The sequence below is a fragment of the Phytohabitans aurantiacus genome (assembly GCF_027923225.1).
Classification (GTDB): domain Bacteria; phylum Actinomycetota; class Actinomycetes; order Mycobacteriales; family Micromonosporaceae; genus Phytohabitans; species Phytohabitans aurantiacus.
This window is the reverse complement of sequence record NZ_BSDI01000008.1, coordinates 14,232-28,982: the sequence shown is the minus strand read 5'-3', so window position 1 is coordinate 28,982 and position 14,751 is coordinate 14,232. Positions and strand designations below refer to the sequence as shown.

Annotated in this window: 14 protein-coding genes and 3 riboswitches; of the genes, 8 read left to right on the top strand and 6 right to left on the bottom strand. The window is 71.8% G+C overall.

Features of this window, described 5'->3' with window-relative positions; all coding sequences use genetic code 11:
- Positions 1 to 15: 15 nt before the first annotated feature.
- From QMG73_RS11455 to QMG73_RS11445, 3 genes are read right to left on the bottom strand one after another with little or no spacing between them, the layout of a single operon-like run.
- A complete protein-coding gene (locus tag QMG73_RS11455; RefSeq protein WP_281894459.1) occupies positions 16 to 420 on the bottom strand; it encodes a hypothetical protein in 405 nt (134 codons plus the stop codon).
- Complete coding sequence (locus QMG73_RS11450) at positions 417 to 1,136, bottom strand: CbtA family protein (protein WP_281894458.1); 720 nt, start codon at positions 1,134 to 1,136, stop codon at positions 417 to 419. Before QMG73_RS11450 ends, QMG73_RS11455 begins: the two co-directional genes overlap by 4 nt.
- A 6-nt stretch (positions 1,137 to 1,142) precedes the next feature.
- The gene (locus QMG73_RS11445; protein ID WP_281894457.1) at positions 1,143 to 1,328 is read right to left on the bottom strand and encodes a CbtB domain-containing protein; all 186 of its coding nucleotides are present in this window, start codon (positions 1,326 to 1,328) and stop codon (positions 1,143 to 1,145) included.
- A gap of 32 nt (positions 1,329 to 1,360) precedes the next feature.
- Positions 1,361 to 1,535, bottom strand: a riboswitch (cobalamin riboswitch).
- Positions 1,536 to 1,543: 8 nt separating this feature from the next.
- A riboswitch (cobalamin riboswitch) is annotated at positions 1,544 to 1,672 on the top strand.
- Positions 1,673 to 1,712: 40 nt separating this feature from the next.
- Here QMG73_RS11445 and QMG73_RS11440 point away from each other — a divergent pair.
- Genes QMG73_RS11440 through QMG73_RS11430 form a run of 3 tightly spaced genes read left to right on the top strand, consistent with a single transcriptional unit; the run spans position 1,713 to position 5,603 of the window.
- Complete coding sequence (locus QMG73_RS11440; RefSeq protein WP_281894456.1) at positions 1,713 to 3,653, top strand: magnesium chelatase subunit D family protein; 1,941 nt, start codon at positions 1,713 to 1,715, stop codon at positions 3,651 to 3,653.
- Between the two features lie 16 nt (positions 3,654 to 3,669).
- Entirely contained in the window at positions 3,670 to 4,272 is a 603-nt protein-coding gene (gene cobO / locus QMG73_RS11435) for a cob(I)yrinic acid a,c-diamide adenosyltransferase (protein ID WP_281894455.1), read from the top strand.
- Positions 4,266 to 5,603 carry a cobyrinate a,c-diamide synthase gene (locus QMG73_RS11430; protein WP_281894453.1) on the top strand — a complete coding sequence of 446 codons (1,338 nt, stop codon included), beginning with the start codon at positions 4,266 to 4,268 and terminating at the stop codon, positions 5,601 to 5,603. The genes cobO and QMG73_RS11430 overlap by 7 nt, the downstream gene beginning before the upstream one ends.
- A 16-nt stretch (positions 5,604 to 5,619) precedes the next feature.
- On the opposite strand, the gene QMG73_RS11425 is transcribed toward QMG73_RS11430, so the two are convergent.
- Positions 5,620 to 6,066 (bottom strand): hypothetical protein, encoded by a 447-nt coding sequence (locus QMG73_RS11425; RefSeq protein ID WP_281894452.1) that lies wholly within the window; start codon positions 6,064 to 6,066, stop codon positions 5,620 to 5,622.
- A 174-nt stretch (positions 6,067 to 6,240) separates the two neighbouring features.
- Between QMG73_RS11425 and QMG73_RS11420 the strand changes: the two genes are divergently transcribed.
- Both QMG73_RS11420 and QMG73_RS11415 read left to right on the top strand, forming a co-directional pair.
- Entirely contained in the window at positions 6,241 to 6,693 is a 453-nt protein-coding gene (locus QMG73_RS11420; RefSeq protein WP_281894451.1) for a phosphoribosyltransferase, read from the top strand.
- A 92-nt stretch (positions 6,694 to 6,785) separates the two neighbouring features.
- On the top strand, positions 6,786 to 6,953 hold the full coding sequence (locus QMG73_RS11415; RefSeq protein ID WP_281894450.1) for a hypothetical protein: 168 nt from the start codon (positions 6,786 to 6,788) through the stop codon (positions 6,951 to 6,953).
- Positions 6,954 to 7,119: 166 nt separating this feature from the next.
- On the opposite strand, the gene QMG73_RS11410 is transcribed toward QMG73_RS11415, so the two are convergent.
- Positions 7,120 to 10,635, bottom strand: coding sequence for a cobaltochelatase subunit CobN (locus QMG73_RS11410; RefSeq protein ID WP_281894447.1), 3,516 nt, complete (start codon positions 10,633 to 10,635; stop codon positions 7,120 to 7,122).
- Positions 10,636 to 10,691: 56 nt separating this feature from the next.
- Positions 10,692 to 10,765: riboswitch (cobalamin riboswitch) on the bottom strand.
- Positions 10,766 to 10,819: 54 nt separating this feature from the next.
- Here QMG73_RS11410 and cobG point away from each other — a divergent pair.
- From cobG to QMG73_RS11395, 3 genes are read left to right on the top strand one after another with little or no spacing between them, the layout of a single operon-like run.
- On the top strand, positions 10,820 to 11,914 hold the full coding sequence (gene cobG / locus QMG73_RS11405; protein WP_281894445.1) for a precorrin-3B synthase: 1,095 nt from the start codon (positions 10,820 to 10,822) through the stop codon (positions 11,912 to 11,914).
- Positions 11,911 to 12,531: a precorrin-8X methylmutase gene (locus QMG73_RS11400; RefSeq protein ID WP_281894443.1), complete on the top strand. Its 621-nt coding sequence runs from the start codon at positions 11,911 to 11,913 to the stop codon at positions 12,529 to 12,531. Before cobG ends, QMG73_RS11400 begins: the two co-directional genes overlap by 4 nt.
- The gene (locus QMG73_RS11395; RefSeq protein WP_281894440.1) at positions 12,531 to 14,021 is read left to right on the top strand and encodes a precorrin-2 C(20)-methyltransferase; all 1,491 of its coding nucleotides are present in this window, start codon (positions 12,531 to 12,533) and stop codon (positions 14,019 to 14,021) included. Before QMG73_RS11400 ends, QMG73_RS11395 begins: the two co-directional genes overlap by 1 nt.
- On the opposite strand, the gene QMG73_RS11390 is transcribed toward QMG73_RS11395, so the two are convergent.
- Positions 13,999 to 14,721 (bottom strand): cobalt-precorrin-6A reductase, encoded by a 723-nt coding sequence (locus QMG73_RS11390; protein ID WP_309299456.1) that lies wholly within the window; start codon positions 14,719 to 14,721, stop codon positions 13,999 to 14,001. The two genes, QMG73_RS11395 and QMG73_RS11390, sit on opposite strands and share 23 nt — an antisense overlap.
- Between the last annotated feature and the right edge of the window lie 30 nt (positions 14,722 to 14,751).

The window sequence follows — 14,751 nt, the reverse complement described above, 5'->3', positions numbered from 1 at the left end:
TGATCAGGGCGTCCCTCAAGTCGCCCTAACGACTTCAGGGGCGCCCTGATCACGGAGGAGCGTGCGGGCGTGCGTCCAGCGGGGAGCTGGGAACATGTGGGCTGTGAGTGGCTCGGGGAGTGCTGCCACACCCGGGCCGCCGGCTGACAGCCACTGCGCTATCGCGGACACGGTGGTGTCGTCGAGGATGCCGCCGAGCCACACCGGGCGGGCGCCCGCGCGCCGGGCGGCCGGTGCTGGCTGTACCACGACCACATTGGACTGTTCGCAGGCGTTGAGGCAGTCGCTGGCGCGTACCCGATGCTGCTGACCCGCCGCGGCGCGCAACTCCCGCAGCTGGCCGTCGTGGTCGACGTCCGGGTGCTTCGACACGGTGCCGCAGCAGCAGCCGCGGCAGACCGTGACGGTGACGCGATTCACGCGGAAAAGGCGGGCGTGAGGGCGCGGCGGGGCGTCAACGACAGCGCGAACGCCAGTCCGAAGACCGTCCACAGTGCTGTCAGCTCGGCGAGCGAGGCCATTCGGAAGTCCCACAAGAGGCCGGCCGGGATGGTGTCTGGCACCGGATCGGGGTTGGCCGGCCACGTCATGAGCAGCGCGACGTATCCGACCGCGGCGACCGCCACAGCGGCGGCCGTGCGGTGCTGCGCCGACCACGAGCGGCCGGCGAGCCGGCTGTGCACCAACAGCGCAAGCCACGATATGGCGATCGCCGCCGCGATGAGCGTGAGGTACTGCATGGTGCGCTCGGTCACCGTGCCGGGATCGCCGACGCCGGGCGGGTTCGCCGGGTACTTGACCGCCGGCAGCAACGCCACCGTCACGTACCCGAGAAGCGCCAGCAGTCCCGCGCGGCCGAAGTCGGTGCTGGCCGGCAGCCGGTGCCGTACGCCGGCGAAGACCACGGCCACGACGAGCGCGAGGCACACCGCGACCGCGACCGCGGCGACCGCCCCGCCGAAGACCTGGGTGGCCCGGCTGAACATGGGCTCTTCGTGTGAGGCTTCCTCGAGGGCGATCGCGTCGTCGAGGCGCGGCTCGACGAGCAGCAGCCCGACGAGCGCCGCCGCGAGCCCCGCGATCAGGCCGCAGAGCGCCCCCCGGCGCAGCACGGCGCCGAGTGTCAAAGACGTCATTGGCGGCTAGTGGCAGGGCACGCCGAGCGCGTGCCGACCATCGTGTGTGAACTCGTGCAGCTGCTCGGCGAACGCGGTGCCGTTGAGCTGGAGCAGCACGTAGATGACCCCCAGTGCGACGGCGACGAGCAGCCACGCGACGACGGGCACGCGGATGGGAGCGACCGATGTGGAGGGTGCGGGCGACGACATGCCAGGTGTTCCTCTCGTCCATGCCTCGTGGCGATCTGGTCAATGCCACGGCCGGTCTCCTGGCTCCCGGATCAGCACACTCCGCTCGGCCTTCCCGGACCATCGCTGGCCCAGTGGCGTGGTGAGCGGAGCGCTCCCCGGTCACAGTGGCGAGGACCACGCCGGATTCACACCGGCTTCCCGAGCACCGTGGCACGGGCAGCGTATCGCTTCCTGACCTGCACCGCTAGGCTGGCCGGACGAGCGCGTGACGGAGGAACCCGGTGTGAGTCCGGGACGGTCCCGCCACTGTGACCGGGGTCAAACCCGGGAGTCAGACACTTCGCCCGCTCGGCGTACTCGCACCGACACGCGGGCGTGGACACCCGCGGAAGGGACTCGCGCATGCCCGTGGCATATCCGTTCTCCGCCGTCGTCGGCCTCGACGATCTGCGTACGGCACTCCTGCTCACCGCCGTCAATCCCGCTATCGGGGGAGTGCTCGTGCGTGGTGAGAAGGGCACCGCGAAGTCGACGGCGGTGCGCGCGCTCGCCGGACTGCTGCCAGAACTGGACGCCATCGCGCAGTGCCGGTTCGCCTGCGACCCGGTACTGCCGGACGCTGAGTGCCCGGACGGGCCGCACCCGGCCGGCGTGGCCGTGCGTACACGCCGCGCCACGCTCGTCGAGCTGCCGGTCGGTGCGACCGAGGACCGCGTCGTGGGCACGCTCGACATCCAGCGCGCGCTCACCGACGGCGTCAAGGCGTACGAGCCGGGGCTACTTGCCACCGCCCATCGTGGACTGCTCTATGTGGACGAGGTGAACCTGCTCCCGGACCACCTTGTCGACCTGTTGCTGGACGCCGCCGCGATGGGACGCGCCCACGTCGAGCGGGACGGCGTATCGGTCAAGCACGCGGCACGGTTCCTGCTTGTCGGCACGATGAACCCGGAGGAGGGTGAGCCGCGCCCGCAACTCGTCGACCGCTTCGGGCTCGTGGTGTCCGTCGGGGCGCCCACCGAGCCGGCCGCGCGCGCCGAGGTGGTGCGCCGGCGGCTCGCGTACGACGCGGATCCCGATGGCTTCGCCTCCCGGTGGTCGGACGCCGACGCGACTTTGGCGAAGCGGATCGAGGCCGCGCGAAAGCGGCTCCCCGCCGTGGTACTGCCGGATCGGGAACTCGACCGGATCGCGCGCGTCTGCCTGGCGTACGGCGTCGACGGGCTGCGCGCCGACATCGTGGTGGCGCGGGCCGCGCTGACCCTCGCGGCGTGGCACGAGCGCACCGAGGTGACCGCCGACGAGGTACGCGAGGCGGCCCGACTGGCGCTGCCGCACCGGCGCCGCCGTGACCCGCTGGATCCGCCGGGAGCGGACGAGCAGGCGCTGGAGGACGCGCTGCGGTCGGCGGACGAGGCGCTCGGTGATCCCGGCAGCGCGGCGCCCGAGGACGGGCCAGGCTCTGGCGGGCCGGACGGCCGGCCAGATGGCCGCGACGGGCCCCGCGATCGCGGACCCGGTGACGACGACCCCGGCGGTGGTGGTGCGCCGCACCCGGCCGAGGACGCGTCCTCCACCCGTCCGGCCACGGCGCCCGGCACGCCCTACCGGCCGAAGGCGATCACGCTTCCGAAGACCGGCCAGCGGGCGCACACCGGGCGGCGCTCGCCCGCGTACGCCGCGCGTGGCCGGGTGGTCGGCGCGCGGCTGCCGCGCGAGCGGGGCGCTCCCATGCACCTGCCCGCCACATTGCGGGCCGCGGCCGCTCGGGGCAGTCGTACCGTCCATCGTGGAGACCTGCGCGAGGCGGTGCGCGTAGGGCGGGAGGGCAATCTCGTACTGTTCGTGGTCGACGCGTCCGGCTCGATGGCGGCCCGCAAGCGGATGCGTACGGTCAAGACGGCGGTGCTGTCGCTGTTGCGCGACGCGTATCAGCGGCGCGACCGGGTGGGCATGATCACGTTCCGGGGCGCCGGAGCCGACGAGGTGCTGCCGCCGACCTCCAGCCACGAGGTGGGCGTGGCGCGGCTGGCGGAGCTGCGCACCGGCGGGCGCACCCCGCTCGCGGCCGGCCTGCGCGCGGCGGCCACCACGCTACGTACCGAGCGCCGCCGCGATCCGCGCCGTCGCCCGCTCCTCGTGCTTGTCACGGATGGGCGTGCCACCGCCGGCCCCGACCCGCTGGCCGTGGTGGCGGAACTGGGCGGCACCGCCGCGGTGGTCGTCGACTGCGAGGCCGGGCCGGTGCGGCTGGGCCTGGCCCGCCGGTTGGCGCGCGCCCTCGACGGCGACTGCATCCCATTGGACGCCTTGTCCGCTGGTGCACTCCGCCAAGCCGCGTGACTGGAAGGGATCGCTGATGCCGCAAGGGAAGCCGGAGACGGTGCCGGACGACGGGCTCACCACCCGGCAGCGCCGGCGGCAGCCGGTACTGGCCGTCCACACCGGACAGGGCAAGGGCAAGTCGACGGCGGCGTTCGGGATGGCCTTGCGCGCGTGGAGTGCCGGCTGGCCCATCGTGGTGTACCAGTTCGTGAAGAGTCCGAAGTGGAAGGTCGGCGAGGAGGCGGCGCTGCGGGCGCTCGGCGAGACGGGCAAGGGCGGCCACGTCACGTGGCACAAGATGGGCGAGGGCTGGTCGTGGATCCAGCGCCCCGGCACCGAGCGGGACCACGCCGCCGAGGCGGCCGAGGGCTGGGCCCAGATCAAACGCGACCTCGCCGCCGAATCCTATCGGTTCTACGTGCTCGACGAGTTCACGTACCCGATGAAGTGGGGTTGGGTCGACGTGGCCGACGTCGTCGCGACGCTGCGCGACCGCCCGGACGGCCAGCATGTGGTCGTCACCGGCCGGGACGCGCCCGCCGCCCTGGTCGACCTGGCCGACCTGGTCACCGACATGACGAAGGTCAAGCATCCGATGGACGCCGGTCGCAAGGGCCAGCAAGGGATCGAATGGTAGCCCGGGTCGTCGTCGCGGCGCCCGCGTCGGGTCACGGCAAGACCACCGTCGCGACAGGACTGTTGGCGGCGTTCGCCGCGCGGGGGACGCGGGTCGCGGGGTTCAAGGTGGGCCCCGACTACATCGATCCGGGCTACCACGCGCTGGCCGCCGGACGGCCGGGCCGCAACCTCGACCCCGTGCTGGTGGGCGAGGAGCTGATCGGGCCGCTGTTCGCGCACGGCAGCGGGGGCGCCGACCTCGCGGTCGTTGAGGGCGTGATGGGCCTGTACGACGGGCGCGTGGGTGCCGGTGACTTCGGCTCGACGGCGCACGTGGCCGCGCTGCTGCGGGCACCGGTGCTGCTGGTGGTCGACGCGTCGGCGCAGGGGCGGTCGGTGGCGGCGCTGGTGCACGGCTTCCGGTCGTTCGGGCAGGTGCGGATCGCGGGCGTCATCCTCAACCGGGTCGGCTCCGAGCGCCACGAGAGCATCCTTCGCGACGCGTGCGAGGAGGTCGGCGTACCCGTGCTCGGTGCGCTGAGCCGGCACTCAGCGGTCGCCGCGCCGTCGCGGCACCTCGGGCTGGTGCCGGTGGCCGAACGCTCGGCGGAGGCGCAAGGTTCGGTGGCCGTGCTGGCCGCGCTCGTGGCGTCCGGTGTGGACCTGGCCGCGGTCGAGGCGGTGGCACGCTCGGCGCCATTGCTCGACGCTGCACCCTGGTCGCCCGCACTGGAACCGGTTTCGGGCCGTCCGCTGGTGGCGGTGGCGGGTGGTCCGGCGTTCACCTTCGGGTACACCGAAACCGTCGAGCTGTTACGCGCGGCGGGCGCCGATGTGGCCACTGTGGACCCGCTGCGCGACGAGACGCTGCCGGCCGGCACGCGGGCACTCGTCGTCGGTGGCGGGTTCCCCGAGGTGTACGCCGACCGCCTCGCCGCCAACGCACCGCTGCGCGCCGCGGTGGCCGCACTGGCCGCGACCGGAGCGCCGATAGCGGCCGAGTGCGCGGGCCTGCTCTGGCTGTGCCGCAGCCTCGACGGTGCCCCCATGTGCGGCGTACTGGAGGCGGACGCGGTGATGACCGACCAGCTCACGCTCGGTTACCGCGACGCGGTGGCGCTGACCGACAGCGCGCTGGCACCGGCCGGTACCCGGGTCACCGGCCACGAGTTCCACCGCACCGCCGTCACGCCGCGCGCCAGCGCCGGGCCGGCGTGGGCCTGGCGCGGCGCGGCGCCGGAGGGCTTCGTCACAGGCGGTGTGCACGCCTCGTACCTGCACCTGCACTGGGCCGGCTACTCCGACATCCCACGCCGCCTAGTGGACCGTGCTGCCAAGGGCCTGTCGTAAGACATGAAGCGCTACGTCAGATGATGGCTCTCTTCCAGCCTGACACGGCCCTTACGTAGTCTCCGCTGTTGTAGAGTGCCAGCCGGAAGTAGATATAGTCCCCTTCCGGAAAATTCTTGTTACAGAACGCAGTCGTGTCGTGGCCACCAAGCTTGTTGACGCAACTGCCCGCCCGCATATTTCCCTCGGTGTACCACTCGGCCACCGCTGCGTACCCGTCCACCAAATTATCCATGACGTAGAAGTAATCGCCGCCGGATTCAAAGCAGACGCCACCCGGGGAGTCGGATCCAAGATAGATGATGCAGGTACGGTACTTGTCGTCGTCCGGAATACCTCTGGCGACACCGTAGTCCGTCTCGCTGCCGTGGTATTCCGCGAGGGCAGCACTGGGACTCAACAATGTCATTGCGGCACCGAACACGGCAGCCACAAATAGTAGACCCCGACGGGGAACACGCACGTCAAATCTCCTTCGCGACCAGAGTGGGGCGACTCATGGGGTACCTTGCCATCGCGATACCGCCGCCTGACGAACCACGCGCCCGCTTTGAGCGAAACTTGAGAATCGTCCCGAGAGTGCTCAGCGTCGCGCTGGCCGGGCCGGCGCTCGCGGTCACTGTCCTAAGGTTGCGCCATGAGTGAGGTGCGCGAGGAGCTCGACTGGGCCACGTTTGGCCGGGCCGGCCACGAACTGGCAGCTCAGGTTTCGGCCGACGGGTTCCGGCCCGACCTGATCCTGGGCATCGCCCGCGGCGGCCTGTTTCTGGCCGGGTCGCTGGCGTATGCCCTGAGCGTCAAGAACGTCCACGTGATGAACGTCGAGTTCTACACCGGTGTCGACGAGCGACTGCCGATGCCGGTCATGCTGCCGCCGGTGCCGCAGGCGGTCGACCTGGCCGGCTCGCGCGTCCTCATCGCCGACGACGTGGCCGACACCGGCGCCACCCTCAAGCTGGTGCACGACTTCTGCGGCGAGCACGTGGCGGAGGTGCGCTGCGCGGTGCTCTATGAGAAGCCCCACACGCAGGTGAGGTGCGAGTACGTGTGGCACCGCACCAATCTGTGGATAAATTTTCCGTGGTCGTAACTTCGCCGTTTTTCTTGGGCAGGATGCGCCAACGCTCTTGGGCGCGAGATAGTGCGATCACACAAAACTCTCGCGATCGGAGGAGCCCCACCGTGACCACGATTCCCGATCGACCGCCAGAGGTCGCCATCTCGGTCGCCGCCAACGCGATCGCCGCTGAGGCGGCCGCGGCCGGTGTCGACATCACCTGGGAGCAGCGTGAACGGCTGGCACGGGCGGCCCTGGAGGGCGCCTGGCCATACCTGACCGTCACCGAGTAACTAGGGCGTGTCTGACGGATCTTTGTGGGGCTGCGGCGGGCCCAGACGACGACCGGCGGCACCGGGCGGAAGGCCACATACAACACCGGTATGCGACCTTCCGCCCGGCACCCCCGGACCGCCGCCTGGACCTCGCCTCGCACCCACAAGATCCATCAGACACGCCCTAGCGGTCTTCGAGGTCGCCCTCGGTCGCCAGATACGCCTCGCGGAGCGCGTCGAGCACCGCCGGGTCGGGGTACTCCCACATCTTGCGATCGGCGGCTTCCAGCAGCCGTTCGGCGATGCCGTGCAGGGCCCACGGGTTGGACCGCTCGAAGAACGCCCGGTTCTCCTCGTCGAGCACGTATGTCGACGCCAGCTTGTCGTACATCCAGTCGGCCATCACGCCGGCCGTCGCGTCGTACCCGAACAGGTAGTCGACGGTGGCCGCCATCTCGAACGCGCCCTTGTACCCGTGCCGGCGCATCGCCTCCAGCCAGCGCGGGTTGACCACCCGGGCCCGGAAGACGCGGGCTGTCTCCTCACTCAGCGCCCGCGTGCGCACCGCCTCCGGCCGCGTACTGTCACCGATGTACGCGGCCGGGTTGGTGCCGGTGAGCGCGCGCACCGTGGCGATCATCCCGCCGTGGTACTGGAAGTAGTCGTCCGAGTCGGCGATGTCGTGCTCGCGGGTGTCGACATTCTTGGCGGCCACCGCGATCCTGCGGTAGGCGGCCTCCATGTCGGGGCGGGCTGCCGCGCCGTCGAGCCCTCGGCCGTACGCGTAGCCGCCCCACACCGCGTACACCTCGGCGAGGTCGGCGTCGTCACGCCAGTTCCGGCTGTCGATGAGCGGGAGCAGCCCGGCACCGTACGCGCCCGGCTTGGACCCGAAGACCCGCGTGGTGGCCCGCCGCTCGTCGCCGTGCGTGACCACGTCGGCGGCCACGTGTGCGCGGACGAAGTTGTCTTCAAGCGGCTCGTCGAGCCCGGCCACCAGCCGGACCGCGTCGTCGAGCATCAGCACCACGTGCGGGAAGGCGTCGCGGAAGAAGCCGCTGATCCGCACCGTCACGTCGACGCGCGGCCGGCCCAGCTCCGCCAGCGGGATCGGCGCCAGCCCGTTGACGCGGCGGGACGCGTCGTCCCACTGTGGACGGACACCGAGCAGGGCCAGTACCTCGGCCACGTCGTCGCCGGAGGTGCGCATCGCGCTGGTGCCCCACACCGACAGCCCCACCGAGCGCGGCCACTCGCCGGTGTCGGCGCGGTACCGGGCCAGCAGCGAGTCGGCCATCGCCTGGCCGGTCTCCCACGCCAGTCGGCTCGGCACCGCCTTGGGGTCGACGGAGTAGAAGTTGCGGCCCGTCGGCAGCACGTTGACGAGGCCGCGCAAGGGAGAGCCGCTCGGCCCGGCCGGTACGTAGCCGCCGTCGAGCGCGTGCAGCAGGTTGGTCAGCTCGTCGGTCGTGCGGTCGAGCCGCGGCACGATCTCGGTGGCCGCGAACCGCAGCACATCACCCACCGGGCCGGTGCCGGCGTGCTCAGGCGACCAGCCGCGCGCCTCCATGTCCGCGACGAGCGCGTGTGCCTCCGCCTCGATCCGGTCCACATCGGAGCGCGAGGCTTCCTCGGCGAGGCCCAGCGCCTCGCGCAGGCCCGGAAAGGAGAACTGGCCGCCCCACATCTGCCGGGCGCGCAGCATCGCCAGGACGAGGTTGACGCGCGCCGCACCGCTCGGAGCCTCGCCGAGCACGTGCAGCCCGTCGCGGATCTGCGCGTCCTTGACCTCGCACAGCCAGCCGTCGACGTGCAGCAGGAAGTCGTCGAACTCCGCGTCATGCGGGCGGTCGCCGATCCCCAGGTCGTGGTCGAGCTTGGCCGCCTGGATCAGCGTCCAGATCTGCGCGCGGATCGCGGGCAGCTTCGCCGGGTCGAGCGCGGCGATGTTGGCGTGCTCGTCGAGCAACTGCTCCAGCTTGGCGATGTCGCCGTAGCTCTCGGCGCGCGCCATGGGCGGCACGAGGTGGTCGATGAGGGTCGCGCGTGCGCGGCGCTTCGCCTGGGTACCCTCGCCGGGATCGTTGACGAGGAACGGGTAGATGAGCGGCAGGTCGCCGAGCGCCGCGTCCGGACCGCACTCGGCCGACATGCCGAGCGTCTTGCCCGGCAGCCACTCCAGGTTACCGTGTTTTCCGATGTGGACGACGGCGTGCGCCCCGAAGTCGGCGGCCAGCCACCGGTACGCCGCCAGGTAGTGATGACTGGGCGGCAGGTCGGGGTCGTGGTAGATGGCGATGGGGTTGGCGCCGAAGCCGCGCGGCGGCTGCACCATCACGACGATGTTTCCGGCGAGGAGCGCGGCGAGCACGATGTCGTCGCCGTCAACGTACAACTCGCCGGGCGGCGGACCCCAGTGCTCCTCGATGGCGGTGCGCAGACCCGCCGGAAGCGTTTCGTAGAAGGCGATGTAGTCGCGAGCCGGGATGCGCACCGGGTTCGCGGCGAGCGCCTCTTCGGTGAGCCAGTCCGGATCCTGGCCGCCGGCCGCGATGAGCGCGTGCATCAGCGCGTCGCCGCCGTCCGGCAGGTCGCCAACCGTGTACCCGCGCTCGCGCAGCGCCGCCAGCAGCCGCACCGTACTGGCGGGCGTGTCGAGGCCGACCGCGTTGCCGATCCGCGCGTGCTTGGTGGGATACGCCGACAGCATGAGCGCGACGCGCTTCTCGGCGTGCGGTATGTGCCGCAGACGGGCGTGTGCCACCGCGATCCCGGCGACCCGAGCGGCCCGCTCCGCGTCGGCCACGTACACGGTGAGGCCGTCTTCGTCGATCTCCTTGAAGGAGAACGGCACCGTGATGATGCGCCCGTCGAACTCCGGGATCGCCACCTGCGTGGCGGTGTCCAAAGGAGACAGGCCATCGTCGTTCGCGTCCCACGTCTCGCGGCTCGACGTGAGGCACAACCCTTGCAGGATCGGCACGTCGAGCGCGGCCAGCGCACCCACGTCCCACGCCTCGTCGTCACCGCCCGCGCTCGCCTCGGCTGGCCGCGTGCCGCCGGCGGCCAGCACGGTGACGACGAGCGCGTCCGCCTGACCAAGCGTGGCAAGCAGTTCGGGCTCCGGCGTGCGCAGCGACGCGCAGAACACCGGCAGCGGCCGCCCGCCGGCGCCTTCGATGGCGGCGCACAGCGCGTCGACGAACGCCGTGTTGCCTGCCACGTGGTGCGCCCGGTAGTAGAGCACGGCGACGACGGGACCTGAGCCGCCGCTCAGCGGGCGGGTGGCGCCCCACGTCGGTGTCGGCACCGGCGGTGCGAAGCCGTGACCCGTCAACAGCACGGTGTCGGACAGGAACCGGTGCAACTCGGCCAGGTTCGCCGGGCCGCCGTGCGCGAGGTACGCGTGGGCCTCCGCGCACACGCCACTCGGCACCGTCGACAGCCGCATCAGCTCCGCGTCGGGCGCCTGCTCGCCACCCAGAACCACCACCGGACACGGGCCGGCCAGCAGCGCGTCGAGCCCGTCTTCCCACGCCCGCCGGCCGCCGAGGATGCGCACCACGACCAGGTCGACGCCATCGACCAGAGCGGGCAGGTCGTCGACGGTGACCCGGGCCGGGTTGGCGAGGCGGAAATCAGCACGGCTGGCACGCGCGCTGAGCAGGTCGGTGTCGGACGTCGACAGCAACAGGAACACGCGGCACGACTCCCCTCCGGGATCCTCGTCCCGGGTCAGCAGGAACGCGGCGACGGGAGTGTCTGGCTTCCGAGAACAGTCGCTCTCGGTGACAGTGGCGGGACCGCGCCGGACTCGCACCGGCTTCCTCCGCTTGTCGCCGCGGGTTGCGTCCGCCAGCCTAGCGGGTCGTATGCTCCGGCCCGTGGTCAGCCCCATCACCCCTCGCCGCCAGCACGCCGACGCGTGCCCCGGCGTGCTTCAGGTGCACGCCGCCGCCGACGGCGGGCTCGCGCGCGTGCGGATACCAGGCGGGTGGCTGACCGGCGCGCAACTCGCCGCCGTCGCCAGCGCCGGCAACGGCCTCGAAATTACCTCACGTGGCAACCTTCAGGTCCGCGGTTTGGCGCCGGGCGCGGAGACGGCGTTCGCGGCGGTACTGTCCGAGGCCGGCTTGCTGCCGTCGACCACCCATGAGCGGGTACGCAACATCGTGGCGTCGCCGCTCACCGGCCGTGACGGGCACGGGGTACTCGACGCGCGGCCGCTCGTCGCGGAGCTGGACCGGGCCCTGTGCGCCGATCCGGTGCTGGCCGATTTGCCGGGGCGGTTCCTGTTCGCGCTCGACGACGGGCGCGGTGACGTCGCCGGACTCGGTGCCGACGTGGCGATTCATGGCACCGCCGTGCTTCTCGCCGGCCGCGACAGCGGCCTCCGCGTCCAGCCGGCTGATGCTGTACCGGTACTACTGGCCGCCGCGCACGCGTTCCTCGCCGAACGGGGTGACGAATGGCGACTGTCCGAACTGGACAGCGGTCCGGGGCGGGTGGCGCGGCGCCTGGGTGGATCGATCGGCGCACCGGTGTCGGTGAGCGGGCGGCCGCCGATCGGGGTCATCGATCAGGTCGACGGCCGCGTCGCGATCGGCGCTGCCGTGCCGCTGGGTCGGCTCACACCGGAGCAGATCAGCGTCCTGTCCGGACAGTCGTGGGTGTGCGTCACGCCCTGGCGAGGCGTGGTCCTCGCCGACCTACCGGACGCCGACCTCGTCGAATCCCTTGTGGCGGCTGGGTTCGCGGTCGAGCCCGGTTCGCCGTGGGCCGGTGTGACCGCCTGCGCCGGAAGACCCGGGTGCGCCCGGTCACTCGCCGACGTACGCGCCGACGCGCTGGCCTTCCACAGTGGGCGGCCGGCGCCGTCGCTTCCCGTCCACTGGGCCGGCTGTGAACGGGCCTGCGGCCGCCCCACCGGAGCGCACGAACTGAAACTGGCCACAGAGGACGGATACGAGAGCCGATGAGGGACTACGTCAGGGACGGTGCGGAGATCTACCGCCGCTCGTTCGCCACCATCCGGGCCGAAGCCGACCTGTCGGCGATACCCGATGATGTGGCGCGGGTCGCGGTCCGGATGATCCACGCGTGCGGGATGGTCGACCTGGTCAAGGATCTGGCCTGGTCGTCCGGCGTGGTCGAGGCCGGCCGGGCCGCGCTGCGGGCCGGCGCCCCGATCCTCTGTGACGCCGCGATGGTCGCCGCAGGGGTGACCCGACGGCGGCTGCCCGCCGACAACGAGGTGGTGTGCACGCTGAGCGATCCGCGCGTGCCCGACCTCGCCGCGCGGCTCGGCACCACCCGCAGCGCGGCGGCCTTGGAGCTGTGGCGCGACCGCCTCGCCGGATCCGTTGTGGCGGTGGGAAACGCGCCGACCGCCCTGTTCCGGCTGCTGGAGCTGATGGCCGAGGGAGCCGGCCGCCCGGCGGCGGTGCTGGGGATACCGGTCGGGTTCATCGGGGCGGCGGAGTCCAAAGTGGCGCTCGCGGCCAGTGACCTTTCGTATCTGGTGGTGCACGGCCGGCGGGGCGGCAGTGCGATGACGGCGGCGGCTATCAACGCCATCGCGAGCGAGGAGGAGTAGTGGCCGGTCGACTGTGGGGAGTGGGGCTAGGTCCGGGCGACCCGGAACTGGTGACGGTCAAGGCCGCACGGCTCGTCGCGGACGCCGACGTGGTGGCGTACCACTGCGCGCGGCACGGCCGCAGCATCGCCCGATCGGTGGCCGCGCCCTACCTGCGGGACGGCCAGATCGAAGAGGCGCTGGTGTATCCGGTCACGACCGAGGCGACCGACCACCCGGGCGGGTACCGGGGCGCGATCGAGGAGTTCTACACCGGCTGCGCGGAGCGGCTCGCCGCCCACCTCGACGCGGGCCGCGACGTCGTGGTGCTGTGCGAGGGTGACCCGTTCTTCTACGGCTCGTACCAGCACATGCACAAGCGGCTCGCGCACCGGTACGAGACCGAGGTGGTGCCCGGCGTCACGTCGATGAGCGCCGCGTCGGCGGCACTGGGCCGTCCACTGGTCGAACGCGACGAGGTGCTCACGGTACTGCCCGGCACGCTGCCCGCGGACGTGCTCGCGGAGCGCCTGTCCGGCACCGACTCGGCGGCGATCCTCAAGCTGGGCCGCACGTTTCCGGCCGTGCGGGAGGCGCTCGACCAGTCGGGGCGGCTCGGTGAGGCCTGGTATGTCGAGCGCGCCAGCACCGGCCGCGAGCGCGTCGCACCGCTGTCCGAAGTGGACCCGACGTCGGTGCCCTACTTCTCCATCGCGGTACTGCCGAGTCGCGTGGCGGCGATGCCGGTAGTAGACCCCGAGGCGGTGGCGGAACGCGATCGGGGCGAGGTGGTCGTGGTCGGCCTCGGGCCGGCCGGGCGGGATTGGCTGACGCCCGAGGCGCAGGCGGTGCTCGCCGAGTCCGACGAACTTGTCGGCTACGGCCCGTACCTCGACCGCGTCCCACCGAACCCGCGCCAGAAGCGGCATCTGTCCGACAATCGCGTGGAGGCGGAGCGCGCGGCGTTCGCGCTCGACCTGGCGCGAAGCGGGTCGCGGGTCGCGGTCGTGTCCTCCGGAGACCCGGGCGTGTTCGCGATGGCGAGCGCCGTACTCGAAGTGGCCGCCGAGCCCCGCTTCGCGGGTGTGCCGGTACGGGTCGTGCCGGGGCTGACAGCCGCGCAGGCGGTGGCCTCCCGTGCGGGCGCGCCGCTCGGGCACGACTACTGCGTGCTGTCGCTCTCCGATCGGCTCAAGCCGTGGGACACCATTGTGGATCGTCTCACCGCCGCCGCCCGTGCCGATCTCGTCATCGCCATCTACAACCCGGCGTCGCGGACGCGTACCTGGCAGGTGGAGAAGGCGCGCGATCTGTTGCTGGAGCACCGCTCGCCGGACACGCCCGTGGTGATCGGTCGGGACGTGGGGGGAGCGGAGGAGAGCGTGCGCGTGGTGCGCCTGTCTGACCTTGACCCGTCCACCATCGACATGCGATGCCTCCTGATCGTCGGCTCGTCGAAGACGCGGCTGGCATCCGGTGGTGCGGTGTTCACGCCCCGGCGTTATCCCTGAGCCAATCCACTGCTTCGGGGACGGTGGTCACGGTGGGGACCCCGTCGGGCGGGGCGGGGCGGTCGACCATCAGCACGGGCAGTCCGAGGTGGCGGGCGGCCACCAGTTTCGCGGCGGTCAGCGCCCCGCCGCTGTCTTTGGTGACAAGTACGTCGATGCGGTGCCCCCGCATCAGTGCCGCTTCGCCGTCCACGGTGTACGGTCCGCGGTCCAGCACCACCTCGTGGCGTGCGGGAAGGGGCGGTGACGGCGGATCGACGGTGCGGATCAGGAACCACTCAGTGTTGCCGGCGAACGCCGCGAGGCTCTGGCGGCCGGTCGTGAGCAGTACCCGGCTGCCGAGTCCCGGCAGCGCCTCGGCGGCCGCCTCGACACTCGGTACCCTGCGCCAGTCGTCGCCCGGTCCTTCCGTCCACCCGGGACGGTGCAGCGCCAGTAACGGCAGTCCCAGGAGGCCGGTCGCCTGCCTTGCCGATGCGCTGATCCGGTACGCGAAAGGATGTGTGGCATCGACGACCGCGTCGATGCGCTCGGACACCAGCCATGCGACCAGGCCGTCAGGGCCCCCGAAGCCACCAATCCGCACCTCGCCGGCGGGCAGGCGGGGCGCGTTGACCCGCCCCGCCAATGAGGTGACAACGTGCCCGCTCGGCGCGGCAGCGGCCAGTTCCCGCGCCTCCGCCGTGCCCCCCAGAATCAACAACCGCAGTGTTTGATGGTTCGTTCGCTC